18 protein-coding genes and 1 pseudogene are annotated in these 18,678 nt (G+C 69.0%); 8 read left to right on the top strand and 11 right to left on the bottom strand.

Annotation, left to right across the window (positions count from 1 at the left end; translation table 11 throughout):
• Nucleotides 1-6: 6 nt before the first annotated feature.
• Complete coding sequence (locus ABZV78_RS04655; protein ID WP_355635401.1) at nt 7-1,140, bottom strand: VOC family protein; 1,134 nt, start codon at nt 1,138-1,140, stop codon at nt 7-9.
• A 145-nt stretch (nt 1,141-1,285) separates the two neighbouring features.
• Between ABZV78_RS04655 and ABZV78_RS04650 the strand changes: the two genes are divergently transcribed.
• The gene (locus tag ABZV78_RS04650; protein WP_355635400.1) at nt 1,286-1,933 is read left to right on the top strand and encodes a TetR/AcrR family transcriptional regulator; all 648 of its coding nucleotides are present in this window, start codon (nt 1,286-1,288) and stop codon (nt 1,931-1,933) included.
• Between the two features lie 3 nt (nt 1,934-1,936).
• Here the strand turns inward: ABZV78_RS04650 and ABZV78_RS04645 are convergent, their stop codons facing one another.
• From ABZV78_RS04645 to ABZV78_RS04635, 3 genes are all read right to left on the bottom strand, one after another.
• Nucleotides 1,937-2,806, bottom strand: coding sequence for an FUSC family protein (locus tag ABZV78_RS04645; RefSeq protein ID WP_355635399.1), 870 nt, complete (start codon nt 2,804-2,806; stop codon nt 1,937-1,939).
• 360 nt (nt 2,807-3,166) lie between these two features.
• On the bottom strand, nt 3,167-3,583 hold the full coding sequence (locus tag ABZV78_RS04640; RefSeq protein WP_355635449.1) for an AI-2E family transporter: 417 nt from the start codon (nt 3,581-3,583) through the stop codon (nt 3,167-3,169).
• Nucleotides 3,584-3,606: 23 nt separating this feature from the next.
• A complete protein-coding gene (locus tag ABZV78_RS04635) occupies nt 3,607-4,179 on the bottom strand; it encodes an AI-2E family transporter (protein WP_355635398.1) in 573 nt (190 codons plus the stop codon).
• Nucleotides 4,180-4,379: 200 nt separating this feature from the next.
• Here ABZV78_RS04635 and ABZV78_RS04630 point away from each other — a divergent pair, with 200 nt between their 5' ends.
• Entirely contained in the window at nt 4,380-4,658 is a 279-nt protein-coding gene (locus ABZV78_RS04630) for a hypothetical protein (RefSeq protein ID WP_355635397.1), read from the top strand.
• 127 nt (nt 4,659-4,785) lie between these two features.
• Here ABZV78_RS04630 and ABZV78_RS04625 read toward each other — a convergent pair whose 3' ends face one another.
• The 3 genes from ABZV78_RS04625 to ABZV78_RS04615 all read right to left on the bottom strand — a co-directional run bounded on the left by ABZV78_RS04625 (nt 4,786) and on the right by ABZV78_RS04615 (nt 7,820).
• Nucleotides 4,786-5,961, bottom strand: coding sequence for a low temperature requirement protein A (locus tag ABZV78_RS04625; protein ID WP_355635396.1), 1,176 nt, complete (start codon nt 5,959-5,961; stop codon nt 4,786-4,788).
• Between the two features lie 591 nt (nt 5,962-6,552).
• Complete coding sequence (locus ABZV78_RS04620) at nt 6,553-7,467, bottom strand: hypothetical protein (RefSeq protein WP_355635395.1); 915 nt, start codon at nt 7,465-7,467, stop codon at nt 6,553-6,555.
• A complete protein-coding gene (locus ABZV78_RS04615) occupies nt 7,464-7,820 on the bottom strand; it encodes a PadR family transcriptional regulator (RefSeq protein WP_355635394.1) in 357 nt (118 codons plus the stop codon). The genes ABZV78_RS04620 and ABZV78_RS04615 overlap by 4 nt, the downstream gene beginning before the upstream one ends.
• A gap of 237 nt (nt 7,821-8,057) precedes the next feature.
• Between ABZV78_RS04615 and ABZV78_RS04610 the strand changes: the two are divergent.
• Both ABZV78_RS04610 and ABZV78_RS04605 read left to right on the top strand, forming a co-directional pair.
• Nucleotides 8,058-8,297: pseudogene (locus ABZV78_RS04610) on the top strand (DDE-type integrase/transposase/recombinase); the annotation flags it as partial.
• A 71-nt stretch (nt 8,298-8,368) separates the two neighbouring features.
• Nucleotides 8,369-8,773, top strand: coding sequence for an MmcQ/YjbR family DNA-binding protein (locus ABZV78_RS04605; protein WP_355635393.1), 405 nt, complete (start codon nt 8,369-8,371; stop codon nt 8,771-8,773).
• A 237-nt stretch (nt 8,774-9,010) separates the two neighbouring features.
• Here ABZV78_RS04605 and ABZV78_RS04600 read toward each other — a convergent pair whose 3' ends face one another.
• The 4 genes from ABZV78_RS04600 to ABZV78_RS04585 all read right to left on the bottom strand — a co-directional run bounded on the left by ABZV78_RS04600 (nt 9,011) and on the right by ABZV78_RS04585 (nt 13,279).
• On the bottom strand, nt 9,011-9,424 hold the full coding sequence (locus ABZV78_RS04600; RefSeq protein ID WP_355635392.1) for an SUKH-4 family immunity protein: 414 nt from the start codon (nt 9,422-9,424) through the stop codon (nt 9,011-9,013).
• Nucleotides 9,425-9,789: 365 nt separating this feature from the next.
• Nucleotides 9,790-10,332, bottom strand: coding sequence for a hypothetical protein (locus ABZV78_RS04595; RefSeq protein ID WP_355635391.1), 543 nt, complete (start codon nt 10,330-10,332; stop codon nt 9,790-9,792).
• Between the two features lie 264 nt (nt 10,333-10,596).
• Nucleotides 10,597-11,574, bottom strand: coding sequence for a hypothetical protein (locus tag ABZV78_RS04590; protein ID WP_355635390.1), 978 nt, complete (start codon nt 11,572-11,574; stop codon nt 10,597-10,599).
• A gap of 544 nt (nt 11,575-12,118) precedes the next feature.
• The gene (locus tag ABZV78_RS04585) at nt 12,119-13,279 is read right to left on the bottom strand and encodes an FUSC family protein (protein ID WP_355635389.1); all 1,161 of its coding nucleotides are present in this window, start codon (nt 13,277-13,279) and stop codon (nt 12,119-12,121) included.
• Between the two features lie 167 nt (nt 13,280-13,446).
• Between ABZV78_RS04585 and ABZV78_RS04580 the strand changes: the two genes are divergently transcribed.
• The 4 genes from ABZV78_RS04580 (at nt 13,447) to ABZV78_RS04565 (ending at nt 18,664) form a co-directional block, all read left to right on the top strand.
• Nucleotides 13,447-13,827: a KUP/HAK/KT family potassium transporter gene (locus ABZV78_RS04580; protein WP_355635388.1), complete on the top strand. Its 381-nt coding sequence runs from the start codon at nt 13,447-13,449 to the stop codon at nt 13,825-13,827.
• Nucleotides 13,828-13,955: 128 nt separating this feature from the next.
• A complete protein-coding gene (locus ABZV78_RS04575; RefSeq protein WP_355635387.1) occupies nt 13,956-14,579 on the top strand; it encodes an RNA polymerase sigma factor in 624 nt (207 codons plus the stop codon).
• 965 nt (nt 14,580-15,544) lie between these two features.
• Nucleotides 15,545-15,994 (top strand): hypothetical protein, encoded by a 450-nt coding sequence (locus ABZV78_RS04570; protein ID WP_355635386.1) that lies wholly within the window; start codon nt 15,545-15,547, stop codon nt 15,992-15,994.
• A 378-nt stretch (nt 15,995-16,372) separates the two neighbouring features.
• Entirely contained in the window at nt 16,373-18,664 is a 2,292-nt protein-coding gene (locus ABZV78_RS04565) for a phage holin family protein (RefSeq protein WP_355635385.1), read from the top strand.
• Nucleotides 18,665-18,678 lie beyond the last annotated feature (14 nt).

Raw genomic sequence — 18,678 nt, 5'->3', positions numbered from 1 at the left:
AGGTGCTCATGAGGTGAACGCTTTCATCAGGCCGCGCAGGCGGGGGAGGTCGAATTCGTTGTCCTCGCGCAGCGCGCCGAGGACCGCGCGCAGCTCGCGGAGTGTTTCCCGGCCGGGTTTCATGCCGAGGAAGTCCTTGGTGGCGGGCGGACCCCACTGGGCGAGCCCAGAGGCGGTCATCGGTGCCCAGCCCGGCTCGAGCGTGCAGTCGAACAGGTCGCCGTCGGTGAAGTGTTCGACCAGCAAGTCGTCCGGGTCGCGCCAGTAGTCGAAGATCTGGCTGCCCTGGATGTGCCGGCCGATCCCCCACGACCGCTGGTAGCCCCGGTCGAGCAGGTGCTCCCCGCCGGCGGCCAGCGAGTCGAGATCGGAGACCTGGTAGGCGGAGTGCACGTATCGGTTGGCCGGGCCGAGGGTCATCGCGAGGGTGTGGTGGTCCGTGGGCGTGCTGCCGCGGTCGCAGCGGATGAAGCTCATGACCGGACCGCGCTCGCGCTGCCCGTGGTGGTAGAGGAAGTCACTGACGATCAGGCCCAGGTGCTCGAGGTACCAGTTGAGCGACTCCGTGTACCGGGTCGTCTGCAGTACGACGTGACCGAGCCGCTGCACCTTGGCCGGCTCCCGCAGCGGCCGTTGTGTGGTGTTCGTCCGCGTCACGTCGTGTCCGACGTTGACGGTCAGTGGCTGCTGCGCGGGCAGCGCGGGGAGCTCGTGGGTGTCTGCGACTACGCGTACCTGGGCGCCGCTCGGGTCGACCAGATCCACCGTCACCCCGCCCAGGCTCTCCGGCAGGGGGGTCATCGGCCTCCCGGTCGCCTCCGCGAGGCGCAGCACGTCCTGCGGGTCGGCAGCCCGGAAGGCGGGGCCGATGAACCGCGAGCCGGGGCCTCGGCGGATGAGCACGCACGGCGAACCCGGGTCGGTGCCGCGCAGGTGCAGCTCGTCATGGGTACGCAGCGACGGCGTGAAGCCGAAGGCCCGGGCGAATAGCTCGGCCCGCTCGAGATCGGGCTTCTGGAACTCCAACCAGGCCAGGTCGTGCACCTTGACCAGCGGGTTGCGCGCCCGCCCCGGGTGCTCGCCCGGCAGCGCGCCGTGCTCGCTGTGCAGCCCGGTGTGCGGGTCCTGCCGATCGATCATGTCGCGCCCCTTTCCAAGTGATGACGAAATCGTCACTTACGAGGCTGGCGTCAGTCAAGTGGTGATGACGATTCCGTCATCTCTGAGTCCCCGCGGGTTATGGTGGGTCCGGCTGGTCCGGCGAGGGAGAGGTGAACAAGCACGTATGGCGCAACAGATCACGCACGTCCCGAACCGCCTGGAACGGCGCAAGGCGCGTACGCGCTCCGCGCTCGTGCGCGCGGCCCAAACCTTCATCGCCGCCGGGAAGCTGAACGTCCCGATCCTTGAGTTGACTCAGGCAGCGGACGTGGGCATGGGGTCCTTCTACAACCATTTCGACAGCAGGGAGCAGCTCTTCGAGGCTGCGGTGGAGGATGCCCTGGAGCGCTACGGGGCCCTGCTTGACGAGGCAACCGTCGGCCTGGACGACCCTGCTCATGTCTTCGCCCAGAGTTTCCGGCTGACCGGGCGTCTCCACCGCCGCAGCCCCGAGCTGAGCCGGGTCCTGCTGAACAACGGCCTGACGCTCGTCGGCTCGGACAAGGGACTTGCGCCGCGGGCCCGACGCGACATCGAAGACGGCGTCCGCGCCGGCCGATTTCACGTGACCGAGCCCGAACTGGCGATGGTGGTGGTGTCGGGCGCCGCGCTCTGCCTCGGGCAGCTGTTGCATGATCACCCCGAGCGCGACGACGCCGAATCCACCGACCGGGTTACCGAGGACCTGCTGCGCATGCTCGGCCTCCGGGCCGAAGAGGCCCACGAGATCTGCCAACGTTCGCTGCCCGACCTCGCCGGAGTACATCCGTAGGGCCTAGGAAGTGGCTGCCTCGCGCACCATCCGGTTGGCGGTTTCCGGTTCACAGCCGGTCGCCCGGAGCAGATCACTCGCCAAGGTGCGGAGCTGGATCACGATGGCGTCCGAGAATGGCTTGACGCCGCTCCGGTACGCCTGGCCGGCCAGGCGCGCGCCGTCCAACGCCGCCTTACGGGTCTGGTCGAACGGCCGGCCCGCCCGCGCCTCCCCGACCAACAGTTGGATCGCCTCGGCGAGCAGTCCGATGGCGCGGTGAAGAAGGCGTATCGGATTGACCGGAAGCAGTAACGCCACCACGGTGAGCCCAACGACGGCGCCCACTCCGGCGTCGACGACCCGCTTCCATTCAAGACCCTCTTCGACCTGCGAGAAGGTCGCGATCAGGACAGCGGTACCGCCCGCCTGCGCGACCAGCGCACCGCTGCGCCCGGTCATGAACAGGGCGACAGCGATGGATAACGCCACCACCACGCCGATCTGCCAGAGCCCGAACCCCACGGAGCGCAGCAGAAGATCGCTGACAATCAGTCCGAGCCCGACGCCGAGCAACAGCTCGACGGTACGTCGCGTGCGCTGCCCGAGGGCGCCGACGATCGTGCCTACGGCTGCGCTGGGCGCGAAGATCGGCGCGGGGCGATTCAGAACCTCATGCGCGAGCGCCCAGGACAACGCGGCGGCGAGCCCGCACTGCGCGGCGATGACCAGGATGATCTCGAACATGCGCAGCCTCAGGCGCCCCGCCTCACCACCGTGACGCCGAGCCTGCGCCACCAGGCCCTTGGCGCTGCTGGCAGCAGCGCCGGAGCGGGGCGGATCTCGCCGTTCAGGGGCCATGGCCAGGTTTACCGACCCGATCCTCACAAACATCCGACGCCTTCTCCTCGCCTGACGAATAGGGCTCGGTGTTTCGTACGGGTGGTGCCGGGGGCTTGTCCGCGAGCCCCTCGGGTGCGGGCCGCGTCGACCGCGGTGACACGGGCCAGGATGACGGCGGCGCTGCCAGCTACAGCCGGCGGCGGCATCCGCCTGATCCAGTCCGGCTCCGAGGGGCTGAGCGGATGGGTGATGACGAGTTCGTCGCCGACGGTGATGGCGAATGCCACGAGGGTCGCGGCGCGAGAGGTCGTGACCTTGCCGTTGTGAATGCCCGGCCGGTCACCAGGATCGGCAGAAACGCCGCTCGAGCATCTTCCGGTTGTCGCAGCACCACCTCCTATCGCTCCGCCGTCATTCGTCAACCGAATCCGTGGGGGCAGCCTGCTGACCGGCGCCGGAGATGAGCTCCCGCAGCAGGACTTGGACGATGCCGGCGGCGGGAATCGCGAGCAGGGCCCCGATGAGGCCGCCCAACTGAGCGGCGATCAGGACGCTTACCAGCACAGCGAGTGGGTTGAGCTGGACCGCGTGCGACATGATGACCGGTTGGAGCAGGTGGTTTTCGACTTGCTGATAGAGCACGAAGAAGACCAGCACAATCATCCCGGCGATGGGGGAGTGGAGAAAGCCCGCCCCGGCGGCGACGATGGCACCGAGGGTTGCCCCTACCAGTGGGATCAGGTCGGCGATGGCGACCAGCAGCGCGATCACGGCGGCGAACGGCACGCCGCTCAGCGCGAGCACCACGAAGGTCGCCAGGCCGCAGATCAGGCTGATCAGAAGGTTGCCGCTCAGGTAGCCGGTGATGGTGCGCGCGCTGACCCTCGACCGATGCGGCGCAGCTGCTCCGCTCGGCTGCCGGCCAGGGTCAGGGTCCTGGCGGTGATCCGCGGTCCCTGCACCACCACGAGGTACGTCAGCACCACCACCGTCAAGGTGCCGGCGACGCCTTGCACCGTCCCCCGGATGAGCGCGACCGTGGAGTGGCCGACCCGGCCACCAAGTTGCTGGAACTGGCCGGCGTGGGCCTCGGCGTAGCGCCGCAGGTGGAAGCGCTCCAGCAGCTGACCGATCGGTCCTCGTCCGCCCCTGGCCTCGCGCAACACCTCCGGCGCCCGGTCCGCGAATCGGGCGAGCTCGTTCAGCAGGGGAGCCACGACGATTACGCCGAGCACGGCGAGTACCAGGAAGCCGGCCAGGAACACGACCAGCGTGGCCGCCGCGCGGCGCCGGACGAGCCGCCGCTGTACCCGGTTCACCAGCGGGTCCAGGGCCACCGCCAGGAACACGGCGACCACCAGCCAGGCCAGCACCTGCCGGATCGCCCAGACCAAGGCCAGCCCGGCCAGGACGGCGAGAGCCACACCAATGACGATCAGCGTCCTGCTGGCGGTTGACCGGCCCTCGGCAGCACTCACCGGGCGCGGCTACCCATCAGCATCCCGAGGAAACGTCAAGCCAGCGGTATGTATCAATGACGGTCACGGCAGTGACACTATTCAAGGCGCATTCGGCGCCTTTTCGCTGCCGGTTTCATCCGCACCATCCCGGGAAGCCTCGGTGCATGTCTTCTGACCCGGGCGTTTCCGCGAGGCGCAACCTGGAGCGGGCGCGCCAGTCGGTTCAGCAGGTGCATCAGGCTGCCATCCGTCATCGCGACCCGAGCCTGCACGGCGTGGCCGACGAGATCAGTGAAATCGCCATGATGTTGGGCCATGATGCCGGTCCGGTCCAGGAATGGCGGCCGTGCCCGGTGTGCGGTGCCCAGCCAGGGGCGAACTGCATCAACACTCCGGGCCATCAGAAGACCAACGGGATCCACCCGGAACGGACGCGGCTCTGATAGAGACGGACCGACCGAATCACAGGTGACGCGGCTCGAACGAGGAGGCCGGATGCGGCGCAGGCGGATGAAACGGCCTGCGACAGCGGAAACCCGCCGGCTCGGCGCCGCTCGGATGGTTGGCGAGTCACATCAGCGGGCCGGCTGGCTCGGCGATCCGTCGACGAGCGCGCCACGCGTCCACGAGCGCGATTCCGGTGAGCACGGCAGAGGCGCCGGCACCGGCGGCCACCGGAGGGACGTGCCACCCTGAGGGGACCAGCAGGCCGAGGGTGAGGAGCCCGATTGGCCGGGACAGCGAGATGCGGCCGAACACCTGCAGTTCGAAACAGGCCCGCCCCACCAGGAAGAGCGCAGGACCGCCGAGGATGGCGATCAGCCAGTTCGGTTCCGGCTGGCCGGTGGGCTCACTGATAAACAACTCGAAGCCGACCCCGGTGAGAACCACCCCAGAGATCATGACCAGGTGGCTGAGGGCGGCCGCCACCGACTGCCGGGCCGGGTCCCGGGCGGCGGCTATGGCCCGAGGCAGGACCAGGCCGGCCCTGTAAAAGTAGATTCGCCACAGCTGCACAATGCCGACGAAGGCCAGCGCGAACCCCAGCCCGTGCGGGAACCTGAGGTCGCTGTCGGAGAAGGTCCGGCCGGACACGAACACGGCCTCACCCAGGCTGATCAGGAAGATCTGCTGCAGCCGGTCGGCCAGGTGTTCGCCCGCAACCTGGGTGCCCGCCCAGCGGCGGAAGCCGACCACGAACCCGGGGAACTCGATGGCGAGCGCGATCCCCCAGAGCCCACCCCGCAGCAGCGGATCGTGGACCAGGGCCCCAGCGATCCACGGGATACTGCTCCCGGCCAGCGACAGCAGCCCGGGCAGGGACGACCCGCCGGTGCGCACTCGCGGCGCCAGGAGATAAAGCAGCACCCGGCTGAGCCGGACCGCCGACCAGGCGCCGGCGAAGACCACAGCCCGCCCCTCGAATCCCTGCGGCACCGCGACCGCCATAACCGTGGCGCCAGCCATGGACGAGAAGACAATGAACCGACCCGGCCGCGAATCCGGGTACACCCGGCTGGTAAGCGCCGCGGTCGTCTGCCACATGAACCACAGTCCCAGCGCCAGCAGGAGGGTCTGGACGGCCTGGGCGATGCCGAGCCCACCGGCGTGGAAATCGGTCGACAGTCGCAGACTGATCCGGTTGAGCGCGAAGACGAAGACGAGGTCGAAGAACAGCTCGAGGATTGTCGCCCGCTGCCAGCTGGTCTCCTCCCGTAGCCGCCGACCGCCACCGGGCTCAGCCATCCGTCCACAATCCGGCTCGCTGTCGCAGGCGTCCACGACGTCTGCCTGACCGGGCAGGCAAATACCTCCGCCCAGGAAACACGAGCTGGAATAGCCGTGCCTCGGGGTGGTAAACCTGCACTGCGGCGTAAGAATTCGGCCGGCCTCCCCTGGACGGCGGCCGTCGCTGGCCGGGGCCTGCCCTTCGCCTTCCAGTCCGCCGGAACCTCTTCGCTGCTCACCACATCCGTCGAGCACGCCCTCTACGGGTGCTCGCCCTCACCGTCGGTCGTCCACCTCGTCCACCAGGGCGCTGTTCGCTGGTCAGCGCCCATCCGGCCACGGTAGGGCCGCAACGGCCGCGGCCAGGACGACTACCGCGGTGCCCAGGCAGAGCAGCAGCCCCGTCGCGTCGTCGGTCGCTACCTACCCGGTGGGCGTTCGGCGACCGCGAACACCACAGCAGCAAGGTCGGGCGGGTGGCGGCGCAGAAGTGTTGCCCCATCGTTGACCATCCATGCCACCTGTAGCGGCAGTTCACAAGCGCAGTCGTCCGCTTTGATCGACTACGCCTGTGCACTAGATCAATACCGCTGGAAGTGAGTTCCGTGTCTACATGCTGGCTTGGCGGCGACCGGCGATTGTGCCGGCTGCAAGTGTGATCACCGTGACCGCCGCGAGGATGAGGATCGTGGTGACGGAGGTTCCCAGCTCCCACCCTGCTCGGTGGAAGTAGAGCTCGTAGGTGGCGTGTGCCGAGGCCGGCGCCAGGAGCAGCGCGGAGGCGACGATGGGCATTCGCGCATCGATGGGAGCGGTGATAACGGCCAGTGCGGCGAACGCGTACAGAGACATCACTGGTGCGTCCGACCAGCCGTTGATCGGGTTCGGCGTCAAAGCGGCGATCGCCAGTGACGCGAGGACGGGCCAGGCCCACGGTCTGGTCACGGGCGCTCGGGGGGCTCGGAGCAGTGGCAGCAGGGCCAGCGAAGCCAGCACCGCTGGCCAGAACTTGGCAACAATGGCGCCCTGGAGGCTGTGTGGCGACCAGAGCCAGGACGACTGGTCCCACCAGTTCTCCGACCAGTATTGCGCGACCACAGTCGATATCGCCGCAGCGAACGCCAGCCGGTAGCTACCCCACGCCGCAGCGACAAGCGCGATGGCCAGCAGCGCCGGAACAGCGATGAACCACCACGCGTCCGGTCTGTACGCGCCGTCCGACAGCACGATCGCCGAGACCGAGATCGGACCTCCGGCCCAGAGCGTCATGCCGTACACGAGCAGCGACAGCGCGGACAGCCGCAGCGCGGAGTGTCCCAGCGCCGATCGCGAGCCGAGACGGTCGACACCGGTGCGGGCGCGTAGCCCTCCCACCACGAGCGCCACCGCTTCCCGAAGGCTCGGCCGCCGCGCGTTGTCAGCCGTGGCGAGCAGGGTTTCGAGCATCTCGTCGGCGCGATACTGCCGGTAGGCGCGGGGGTAGGCCCGCAGTAGCCACCGGTAACGGCGCTCCAGCTCGGTCATGCCGGCACCACCCAACCCGCCGCAGGCGTCGAGCGGACGGAACGGTTACGAACGACGCTTGCCGCCGCAGCCATCCGCTCTGCTTCCGCAGTCAGCGCGGACATGCCTCGCTGGGTCAGCTCGTAGGTGCGGCGGGCGCGGCCGTTGACCACCGCTTCCTCGGCCACCCGCACCATCTCCTCACCGGTGAGCCGGTCCAGCGCGGCGTAGAGGGTGCCAGTCGTGAGGCGTACCCGCCCGTCGGACAACTCCTGCGCCCGCTTGACGATCGCGTAGCCGTGCAAGGGTTCGTCCTGCAACGCGGCCAGGATGAAGTAGGTAGGTTCGCGCATCGACGCGGAGGACCTAGTCATGTCGTCAACATAAGCAGATGATCGACGTATAGGTCAAGATCCCAAGCGCGGTGGCGGAGTGGTTGCCGTTTGTCGCCCGCGGCCGGGACACCTGCCGGCTCACTCAAACGGGGGGATCATCCGGTCCAAGTGCGGCCCAATTGAGGACCACCGGGGGCGGCAAGCGTTGGCAGACGTTGGCAACGCTTGCCCTGGTCATCGTCTCGATCGGTCCGATTGGCGATGACCACTCGTCACGGCTGGGCGATCGCCGACCACATGCGCACCGACCTGGTCATCGACGCCTTCCACGCCGCCAAACGCACCCGGGGCAGCCTTGACGGAGCGACCATGCACACTGACCACGGAGCCAAATACAGCAGCAGCCAGTACGCCCGCCTCGCCCGGCGCCTGTGCGTCAGGTTGTCCGTCGGGCGCACCGGCCAGTGCTGGGACAACGCCCTGGCCGAGTCGTTCTTCGCCACCCTCAAACGCGAGTGCTGTGGGCCGGCGGCGGTGCGGCGGTTAGGCTGTTTGGATGCAGGAGGCGGTGTCCTGGAGCGACCTCGATGGCTGACGCGGACGATGTCCGTCACCTGGCGCTGGCGCTGCCTCACGTGGTCGAGATCGACAGTGACGGCTTCGACTTCCGGGTCGCCGACAAAGGGTTCGTCTGGTCCTACCCCGAGCGCAGACCCGGTACGCCGCGCCGCATCCGGACCGACATCGCGGTGCTGTACGTGGGCGACGAAGCGGAGAAGCAGGCGTTACTCCTCGGCGAGCCCGAGGTCTTCTTCACCACGCCGGCGTATGACGGGTTGCCCCTGGTCATGCTGCGGTTGACGCAGGTAAGCGTCGATCGTCTCAAGGAGCTCGTCACCGACGCGTGGCGCATGCGTGCCCCAGACTCGCTTGTCGGTGATCTCGATGACGGCATCGACTCGTTGAACCCAGATCTGAGCAGAGCCGATTAGTAGGTCAAGGCTGGCCGTCGGGCACCCTGCGGCCAAGAACTCATCGCTCGCCCACGGGGCACTGCGCGCGATCAGCCGCAGATGCGGATGGGCGAGGCTGGCGGTCAGTAGAGCCAACGGCCGAGCACTGCAGGCCAGAACTGCGTCTCATGAGCGCCATCCCCGATCGCAGCCGGATCAATGGCACCGATCCGGTCGAGCAGGTCGTCGATCTCTGCGAGCGCTTGGTTTTCTGCCTCAGCGTCCTCGTCCCAGCGGTCGATGACGGTTCGAATGAGTCACCCAAGTGCCGACCAGGTGCAGCGAGCACAGCCAATGGTTGACCGTGGAGTTCACAAAGCGAGTCTGACGACCCCACTCTCGCACTTCGCCGGTGTCCGGGAGAGCGCCGTAGTCCCAGGCGTGGTGGAACGCCTTGTCTTCGTCGTCGAAGTAAGCCAACCGGTACATCATCGGCGTCGTCTGAAAGGAGACTCCGTGTACGAGGTCTTCGATCATCGGCACGCCGCTGAAGATCAACGCGGCCTTCTGGGGCTCCGGGAGTCGCCATGTCGCCACGTCCAGTTCAGTCGCACGCCGGACGCGTCCGGCACCGGCCCAGGTTTCGAGCTCCCGAAGCGTCGGAGGGATTGGAAGATCGTCGGCAGCCACGCTGCTTGAGGGTAGACACCGTCAACGCCCGTGGCCACGGCACTAGCCATGATCAACAACGCCCACATCGGCACGACCGAGCGTCTCGGCACCAGGTAGCTCGCCGCGGGCTCGTGGCCGCGCGGTCCGGCCGGCTGCCGGCCCACCACGCCACCGTTCAACGCTGCTGTCGTTCTGCGGCGGTCCTCCGGGCTTCCCGCTTCTCCGCGCCAGCCGCCGGGCGTCCGGCGTGACGGCCGCAGAGCGACAGCGGCAGCGGCCGGCGCGCGTCCAGGCGGCGGCGCGTGCGGCCCGTTGCGGGCCTTGACATGATCGCGGCGTCAGTGGGCTGTTTGCGGACGGATGCCAGGCGCGGCCGCCCTTGACTACACGCAGACCCAGCAGTACAGACGGTGATTTCGGTCCCGGGCGTGGCGTGCGAGCTGGGAAAGCTCACGCAGGAAGTCGGCCAGTACTTCTGGGTCGCCGTGGCCCCAGAACTCCTCTGTCTGAGACCACGAGACGGCAATCGCATCCAGCTGTTCGGGTGCTTGCTCGACCAGTGCCTGCTGTAGTTCGTCAGTGAGCGACAGGACCAGTCGCTCGCCTTCATCTCTGACGGCTACGTCCAGGCCGGAACGTGGCCGAGCGAAGATGACATCGGTGCTGACGCCGGTGAGTAGTTCTTCCAAGGTCCCCATCTGCACGACCGGGTCGATGCCCTTGACGGACAACACATTCAGACCGTGCTCGGAGAATCGGACGCGCGGCCGCATGAGGCGGTGATTCGCCTCGTGATCGCCAGCACGGATGGCCGCTTGCAGCTCGGGCGACACGGGCTCGGCCCCAGCCGGGCCGCCCTTGAGGTCTATCGTCGCGGCGGCATGTTCATCCGATGCGGTCGCAAAGTAGTCGTAGAGGACTCCCACGCCAGGGATCATCCACCATCCGGCCACGCCTGCCACCGGGTGGCAGGCTGAAATCTTGATCTGAAACCTAGGTCGTGCGTCGGCATGTGCTGGGACGTTCTGCGCAGGTTCCGAGATCGGACATCGCCGGCAGCTGGCTGTCCTCCGTCGACTGATGCGCGACAGTCGTCCGCCAACGGACCTGCGGCTTCCGAGGGCGGATCGTCGCAGATCCCGGCGTCCGCCTTCCCCTCCAAGGGGCGTGGCCGGCGCAGCGTTGTGCGGTCAGAGCAGCGCGATTTGGCCCGGCAGCGGCTCATCGTCGAGGCGACCGTCGAGCTGCCACAGCCGAAGCAGGTCCTCCTCATGATGGCGGGTGAACCATCGGCCTGGCTGCTGGGCAGGGTGGATGGAGCCGAATCTGTGGGGGTGCGGGTATCGCATCTGAGAACGGCATCGCAGCCTGCCCGCGGACAGCAGTAGATGGCCTTCGGCGTCGTCCGGCAGGTCCGCGGTGCTGACAGCGATCAGGATCAGTTCGTCGGTGAGGAACACGGCTCGATCCACGTATCGCCAGCCCGGTGGCGTGTCCGGCAGGTCCTCGAGGTGTCGCTCCGCGATCACGTTGTCGGTGGTGACGTTGCGGACGGACAGGAAGCCGTCGAATGCCGTGGTCAGATAGCGGTCGCCTGCCGGGCTGAAACCGGCGAGGTCGTCACCGGCCAGCGGTCGCAGCACGATGTGTTCGGCGTTGAGACCGATGAGCATGGAGGGTGACGGCTCGGGTTGGGGCAGCGTCAGGCCGGTCCAGGTGTCCGCGGCACGGTGCACGAACCAGGCAGCCTCGGGGCCGGGCAGCGGCGCGCGGTGGATCTCCTTGCCGGTCGCGGCGTCGATGGCGACAAGTTCCTTGGTGCCGGCCAGACGGACCCAGAGGATGTCGTCGCCGTCCAGGTCGAAGTCGGCGCCGACGGTGGCACTGCCGCCGAGTCGATCCCAGCTGCTACGCCAGTGAACTGAGCCGTTGTGGTCAAGAACAACAATCTGGTGCTTATCGCCCGCTGCGACGAGCTGGCTAGTGGCACCGACGTTCATCCCCGGGTCATCGAGAGGCACCGCAATTCGCGCCACGCGACGCAGGTCGTGGTCGAACAGGCTCACGGTGACGCTGGCGGACTCGGTGACCGCCCAGCCAAGGCCAGTTGCCTGCGTAACACGCCGAATGCCGGGCAACCACACCTGGTTGATCAAGCGGGGTTGCATCGCAGCAGCATAGAGCCATTCGACGAGGCCGTCGGGGTCGCCTGCGCGGATCGTGGCAGAGGCGGATGCGCTCCCACGACGCGGCACCAAGAACTCATGGCCCCTGTTCGGCCACCTCCCACTCCCGCTCGGTGTCGCCGGCCACGAGGGTTCCACCGTCATCGTCGCCCTCAACGGTCTGCGGCTGCTGCACTCCAGCCCCTGGCGTAGGGCACGGGACGGTCGATGAGCGTCGGGCGGGCGAAGCGGGGCCTTCGCGAGATCCGCCACGTCAATGGCTCGGATACGCCTGGCTGTCCGGGCTGAGACTCGGATCCCACGTGCTTCGACCTGACCAGGCCTCAGCATTGTGACCTCTTCGGTGTGTCAGAACGGGTCAGCGTCCTTGAGTCAGAGCTCGAGTTCGCCGTTGCGGTATCCGGTGTCCCGGAGCGTCGGTGCCGCGTTCGACCTTGACCGCCATCTCACCGGGGTGCAGAGGAACCAAGCGCGAGCAACGCGATTCGGACGCCGCCAGCGGATCGTGACCGGGTTGCAGGCCGGCTCATGCCCGACGTTGCTTTCCGGCCGGCGTGAGCGGGCCGAAGGCCCGCCGAACCAGCTGATTCGCGTCGTCCTGGGACAGGTCGGTGGCTACCAGCAGGTCACTGACCGCCGTGCGGACCTGAGCGACCACGACGGATCCGGAAAAGCCCACCCCGCTTCGGTAGGCGCGTCCGGCCTCGGCCACCGCCCGCAACGCCCGCTCCCGGGTCCGGTTGGCCTCCACCGCCCCGCGGGCGAACTCGCGGCGCAGCGTCCGGGTCGCCTCGGCGAGCGCCGACACCGCCGCCGGCATCGACTCCGGTACCGGCTCGCTGTCCTCGATCAGGGTGACGGCCCGGCGGATCAAGGTGCCGCTGTTCCGCATGGCTCGGTCGATCGGGTCCACGGCGTGGGCGTATCGGGCGAGTGGTCCTTCCCGGGCGCTCCAGTACACGGGGGAGAGAGCGGTCGCCTCTCGGGCGCCCTGCGCCGCCTCGCCGAAGGAGCCGAGTTCCTTCTTGTTGTTCCGGAGCCTCTCGAGGGCCTCTTGCGCCTGGGTGGCGTCCCGCTGCCGCAGCGCGGTGGCAGTGGTGTCCAGTTGGTCGACGAGCAGGTCCAGCGCGGGCCCGGCGGCCCGGTTGATCGTGCGCAGCGGGTTCAGCGGCAACAGCACCGCGGTCACCACCAGGGCCGTGGCGCCGCCGATCAGCGCGTCGACGAAACGGAGCACCTCAAGGTTCGGCTCCAGCGGCGTCAACGTGCCGATCAGGACCGCCGTCGCCCCGGCCTGGACGATCAGCGCGGGGCTGCGACCCACGAACGCGGCGACCAGGACGGCCAGCACCACGATCAGGCCGAGCTGCCACGGGCCTACGCCGAGCAGGTAGATCAGCAGATCGCCGATGAGGATGCCGACCGCCACCCCGATGACCAACTCGATCGTCCGACGCAGCCGCTGACCAATCGAGGCGGCCAACGTCACGACCGCCGAGATCGGCGCGAACAGCGGCTGCCGAATGTTGAGCAGGGTGTCGGCGACCCACCAGGACAGACTTGCTGCCAGCCCGGCCTGGGCGGCCAGGCCCGCACCGGCCCGCACCTGGCGAAGCCGGTCGCGCAGTACCCCGGCCGAGCGACGGGACAGCTGCGCGGCCGTCGCATGGACATGGTCGGCGCGCATCCCGCTGGGCTCTTTCGGGGGATCCGCACCGACCACGGCCGGGCCTACCCGCTGTCGGCCGGCCAAATCCTGTCCGGTGGCCAGTTTCGGACGGCCTCGGGCTGATCAAGGAGCAGGTCGGCGCGACAGCCGTACTGCTACGCGGCGGTGGCCGGCGCGCCGGGCGCGTGCCGGAACATCCACGAACCTTGCCGTCGCCTAAGGGGTGGCGGTCTCACCGCCACATTCCTGATCACCACGACTCTGTACCTGGTCGTCGCACGGCGCTGTGGCACTGGCCCATCTGGCAGGTCACGCTTCTCGGGGTCGTCTTCGGCAGCATCGAGCTGGTCTTCTTCAGCGCGGATCTGGCCAAGGTCAGCCACGGCGGCTGCCTCACGCTGCTCATCGCAATCATCGTGTTCACGGTGCTGCTGACGTGGCGCGACGCACCGCCATCGAGCGGGCCTACGCGAGGCACGGCGGCCCTTACCGCAGAGGTTGCACCTCGAACGGCTCTGGCAAGAGCTGCGAACGCCGCGCCAGGTTTGGTTGTAGATGTGCAATAGTTGCGGCGTCACGTTGCGTGGAGGTCTCACTGAGTGGGGATGGGGTGCGAGCGCAAGGTGCGGTGGGGGTCGGTTGCGAACGGGGTCGGGCCCGGCGAGGAGTCGGGATGGTGGGGGCGGCAGGTTCAATGAACGGCGAGGTGGTCGCTGCGGCGCAGGCGGGTGATGAGGAGGCATTCCGGCTGCTCTACCGCGCGGTGCAGCCCTTCCTGCTGCGCTACCTCACCGCTTTGGTGGGCGGGGATGCGGAGGATGTCGCTTCGGAGACCTGGTTGCAGATTTCTCGGGATTTGCCCAGATTCACAGGCGGGGAATTTCGGGGGTGGGCGGTGAGAATCGCCCGGAACCGGGCAATTGATCATCTGCGGCGGCAGCGTTCCCGGCCGTCGGTGCCAGTCCCGGCAGAGACGTTCGGTGCAGTGGCGGGGAACACGGATACTGCTGCTCAGGCTGGAGAGGCGATCAGCACCGACGCGGCGCTGGCGTTGATTGCTCAGCTTCCACCGCGCGAGGCAGAAGCGGTGCTCCTGCGGGCGGTGATCGGTCTCGACGCCGAAACCGCCGGGCGGGTCCTCGGGCGGCGCGGGGGAGCCGTGCGTACCGCCGCGCATCGGGGCTTGCGCCGGCTGGCCGCGATGCTGGAATCTGCCAACGTGCTGCCCGCCAAGATCGATGGTCCCGTGCGGGCGCCCAGCTTCGCGGCCGTGGCGCATACGGGAGACTGCAGCGACCAGACGAAATTCACTCATTGAACGCCTCTTCAGGCTGTTCAATTCGCAACCCGCCATAGCGGATCAAGCGTTGCTACTGCGGCTGGTTTCGGGGCCGTTGGCCGACACACACGGCGCTACTGGGCTCTGACAACACGCCTTCTGAACCGGCCTGCGGCGAGTCCGTCAGCGACCGCGAGGCGGGCCATGGCGATCACGGCGCCACGAGCCCACGAGCTGCTGGCGGTATGTGCTGATCCATCGGTTGGCGAGCAGCGGGGTGAGGCGGTCGAGGTTGCGCCGGGAGGCCGTTCCGGTGCCGTCGACCGTTCGCGTAACGGTACCGCCAACCGCTACGCCGCTCTTATGCCGACAACGGCTTGAAGCACCTTGCAGGTGCGGGCGGGAACTCGAGACCGAGAGGTGCCGCCGGCTCCAGCCGAACACACAGGAAGTACTCATGGTTGAGCTGACATCGTCAATCCCATACCCGCAGGGACCGCCGGGCCAGCGCTCCGCTGCCGCCGCCCTGCAGGAAGCCACATCGGTGACGCCAATCGAGGACCGTGGCGCTTCTCAGGTCGAACATCCGGAGCCCGGGGAGAGGCAGAAGCCGACATGCCAGCACTGTCGGCAACCCCTGTTCGAAGACTCGCTCTGGGGGTGGATGCATGAGAGCAGCGGATACTTGTGCCAGGACCCGGCCACTGGCGAGCGGCTGTGCCAGCCCGCTACACCGGCCTAGCTTGTCCGTCCGACGCCTGCCAAGACCTTGGAAGTGTTGAGTGGGCTGGTTCCAGGCCGTGGCTCGTGCCTTGTCTCGCAGGTGGTCGCGTGATCGCGGTGCGGGGGTGCGAGCGCGGGCCCGCCATCACGGGTGCCTCCGTTCGCGGAACGGTGCGCTGTTGGAGGACGTAGATGGGGCGGGGCCGCGGGGGTCGGGCGGCCGCGCCCTGGTGATGAGGTCACGCGCTTGACCTTTCACCGTTGCGGGGCGCTGCAGCTGGATGGTGGGTGGCGCGCTCGGCGGCAGCGGCAGCGTGGCGGGCGGCATCGATGTCACCGGTGGCGTGCTTCAGCCCGGCCTCTCGTCCGACGAGGCGGCACAGATCACTGATCTGCCCGCCACCGCCGGCAACGGCCTGGCCGTGGGCGGGGATGTGACCATCGGCCGGGCGGGCCGCCTCGCCGTCACCATCTCGGGCGACCGTGACCACACCAGCGTCCGGGCCGCTGGTGCGCTGGCGCTGGCCGGCGAGCTGGACCTGGACGTCAGCGGACGGCTGACCCCGGGCACTGTGCTGACCATCATGAGCGGCAGCTCGATCAGCGGCAACTTCCACGCGCTGCCCGAGAACCGCGTCCTGAACGCGGGAGGTCACCTGTTCCGGGTGTCCTACAAGCACAACAGCGTGACCCTGACCGTGCTGCGCGCCCTGCCCGCCGGGGCGAAGTAGACCGTCGACGGGGAAACGGTGGGCCGCGGCGCCGGAATCGGCGTCGCGGCCCACCGCCGTGTACGACGTTCCCGGCGCCGCGCTGTCCGGCTCGACGAGCAATGGGCTGGAATTCCCGCCGGCCGGCGCCGCTACCCCCGTCCGCGGGTGTGTCATCCCGCGCCTCAACCGCGGCGCCGGACGGCCTTCGCGCGGCCGCCCTGACCCGGCTGGCACCCGTGGGCCCGCCCGAGTCTGGCGCTGACGGACCCGGGCCGCGACCGGCAGCGGGGCTCATCAGGCGATGCCGGTCTTGAAGACGGTGCCCTGGCCGGCGACTGCCTGAATGGCTGATGCCACTCACCGATCTTGACAGCTCCGATGTGGCATGGTGACGAAATGCAGCCGGACGGGGACCCCGAGGCACGCCGCGGGCTACGCGAGGCCGTCCGCGTCGGCCTGCGCGTGCTGCGCGACTACCGGCCGACGGTAGCGCGAGTCCGCGCGCTGCTGCGCAGCACGGCGACCTCGTTCGCGGTGCTCAGCGCGACGCTGTGGCTGCTGCCCGGGGTCACCGCCAGTGGGTTGATCGCGATCCTGTGGCTGGTCGGCCTGGTCGCCGGGATCGGCGCGGTGCTGCGCCCGCTGCTTTTCGCGTTGGCCACCGGGCTCGGGGGACTTGGCGCTCTTGCCATCGGCGTGTGCGTGCAGGCTGTCGTCTTGTACGTCGCATTGCGCCTCGACCCAGGAGCACACGTGGCCGGGTTCGCCGACGCATTCGCCGCAGCGTGGCTCGCCGTGGCGCTCGCCGCGATCGTCAACTGGCTCGCCGATGCCGGAACCGATGACGCGTTCGTCAGCGAACTGCTGTGGTTGATGACCCGGGTGCGGCGTCGGCCGGAGCGTCGCTGGCGACCGGTGTGGCGGCGACGACCGCGGAAACGCGACGCGCAGGCAGCCGACGGCTTACTCATCGTCCAGCTCGACGGCGTGTCGGCACCGCTGGTGCAGTGGGCCATCCGTGCCGGCAACCTCCCCACGATCGGCCGGTGGCTGCGCTCGCGCAGCCACCGGATGACCCGCTGGCACACCGGGCTTCCCGCCACCACGCCCGCCGCGCAGGCGGGCCTGCTACACGGAGAGGTCCGTCGCGTGCCGGCCTATCGCTGGTACGAGAAGACGACAGCAGGCGGCAACGGCGGGCGCTCCACCGGCGGGCTCATGGTGGCCAGCCGCCCCCGCGATGCCGCCGAGATCGAGCGGCGCCTGTCCACCGGGCAGGGGTTGCTGCGGGACGGTGGTGTCAGCATCAGCACGGCCTTCTCCGGCGATGCCCCCACAAGCCTGCTCACGGTGAGCCGAGCCGCGCTGCCCGGACGGTTCACCCGGGGCTACGCGGCGTTCATGGCCAGCCCGTACGGTTTCGCCCGTGCCGTGGTGCGCGGCGCCGGGCAGGTGCTGCGCGAGCTGTACGAGGCGCGGCGCCAGCATTTGCGCGGGGTGCAGCCCAGCGGCCGCCGCAGCGGCTCCTACCTCGCGCTGCGTCCGATGGCGAGCCTGCTCAGCGACCTCAACGTCTCGCTCGTCGCCGAGCAGATGGCCAGCGGCGCCCCGGTGATCTTCTGCGACTTCCTCGACTATGACGAGGTGGCCCACCACGCCGGACCGGCCCGCCCGCAGGCGATGGCGACTCTCGAGGCGCTCGATCACACGCTCGGCATCCTGCAGCGTCTGGCGGCCGAGGCGGCTCGGCGGTACCACATCGTCGTGTTGAGCGACCACGGGCAGAGCCAGGGCGCCACTTTCCGGCAGCGGTACGGCGAGTCGCTGGGCCAGGTGGTTGCCCGGGTTGCCGCGCCGAAGGTGCGCCCGGTTACTCCCGACGGCCGGCTGCAGCCACCCACTCCGGTCAGGGCCGCGACGATCGCCGAGGCTGCGGGGCCGGTCGAGGAGTGGGGACGGGTCAACACGCTGCTCACCGAGGTGGCCGGCCGCGGCGGGGCGACCGGCACGGCGACCCGGGCGGCGGTACGGGCACACACGGACCGGGGCCAGGTCAGCCTCGGGCCGGCCGACCGGGAGGAGGCGGCAACCCGTACCCATCCGGAGACCCTGGTGGTGGCGTCCGGGAACCTCGCGATGATCTATCTGCCCCAGCATCCGGGGCGGCTGACCCGCGAGCGCATCGAGGCCGCCGTCCCGGGGCTGATCGACGGCCTGGCCGCGCACCCCGGCATCGGCCTGGTCGTCGTCGACTCCGCCGCCGGGCCGCTGGCTTTCGGGGCGCACGGCTGCCACCGCTTGCGGGACGGGCAGGTCGAGGGCGACGACCCGCTGGCGCCGTACGGCCGGTGCGCGCGTCAGGACCTGCTGCGCCATCAGGCGATGGACCACGTGGGTGACCTGGTGGTCATCAGCGCGGTGGACCCAGGCCTGGAGGAGGTGTCGGCCTTCGAGGAGCTGATCGGTTCCCACGGAGGACTTGGCGGCTGGCAGACCGAGGCACTGCTGATCCACCCCGCCGACTGGCCACAGGACGGCGAGCTGGTCGGCCCGGAGGCCGTACACCGTCAGTTGCTCGCCTGGATGCGAAAGCTCGGCCTTCGTCAGCCGGACAACCACGCCGCCGCCCCGAACGACCGCGAGGGCCAGGAGTTGGACGACGACGCGGGCCATGATCCAAACGTGTAGAGCGAGCAACGGGC

Source organism: Micromonospora sp. NPDC004540 (genome assembly GCF_040610095.1).
Taxonomy (GTDB): Bacteria; Actinomycetota; Actinomycetes; order Mycobacteriales; family Micromonosporaceae; genus Micromonospora.
This window is presented reverse-complemented; position numbering and strand designations above follow the sequence as displayed.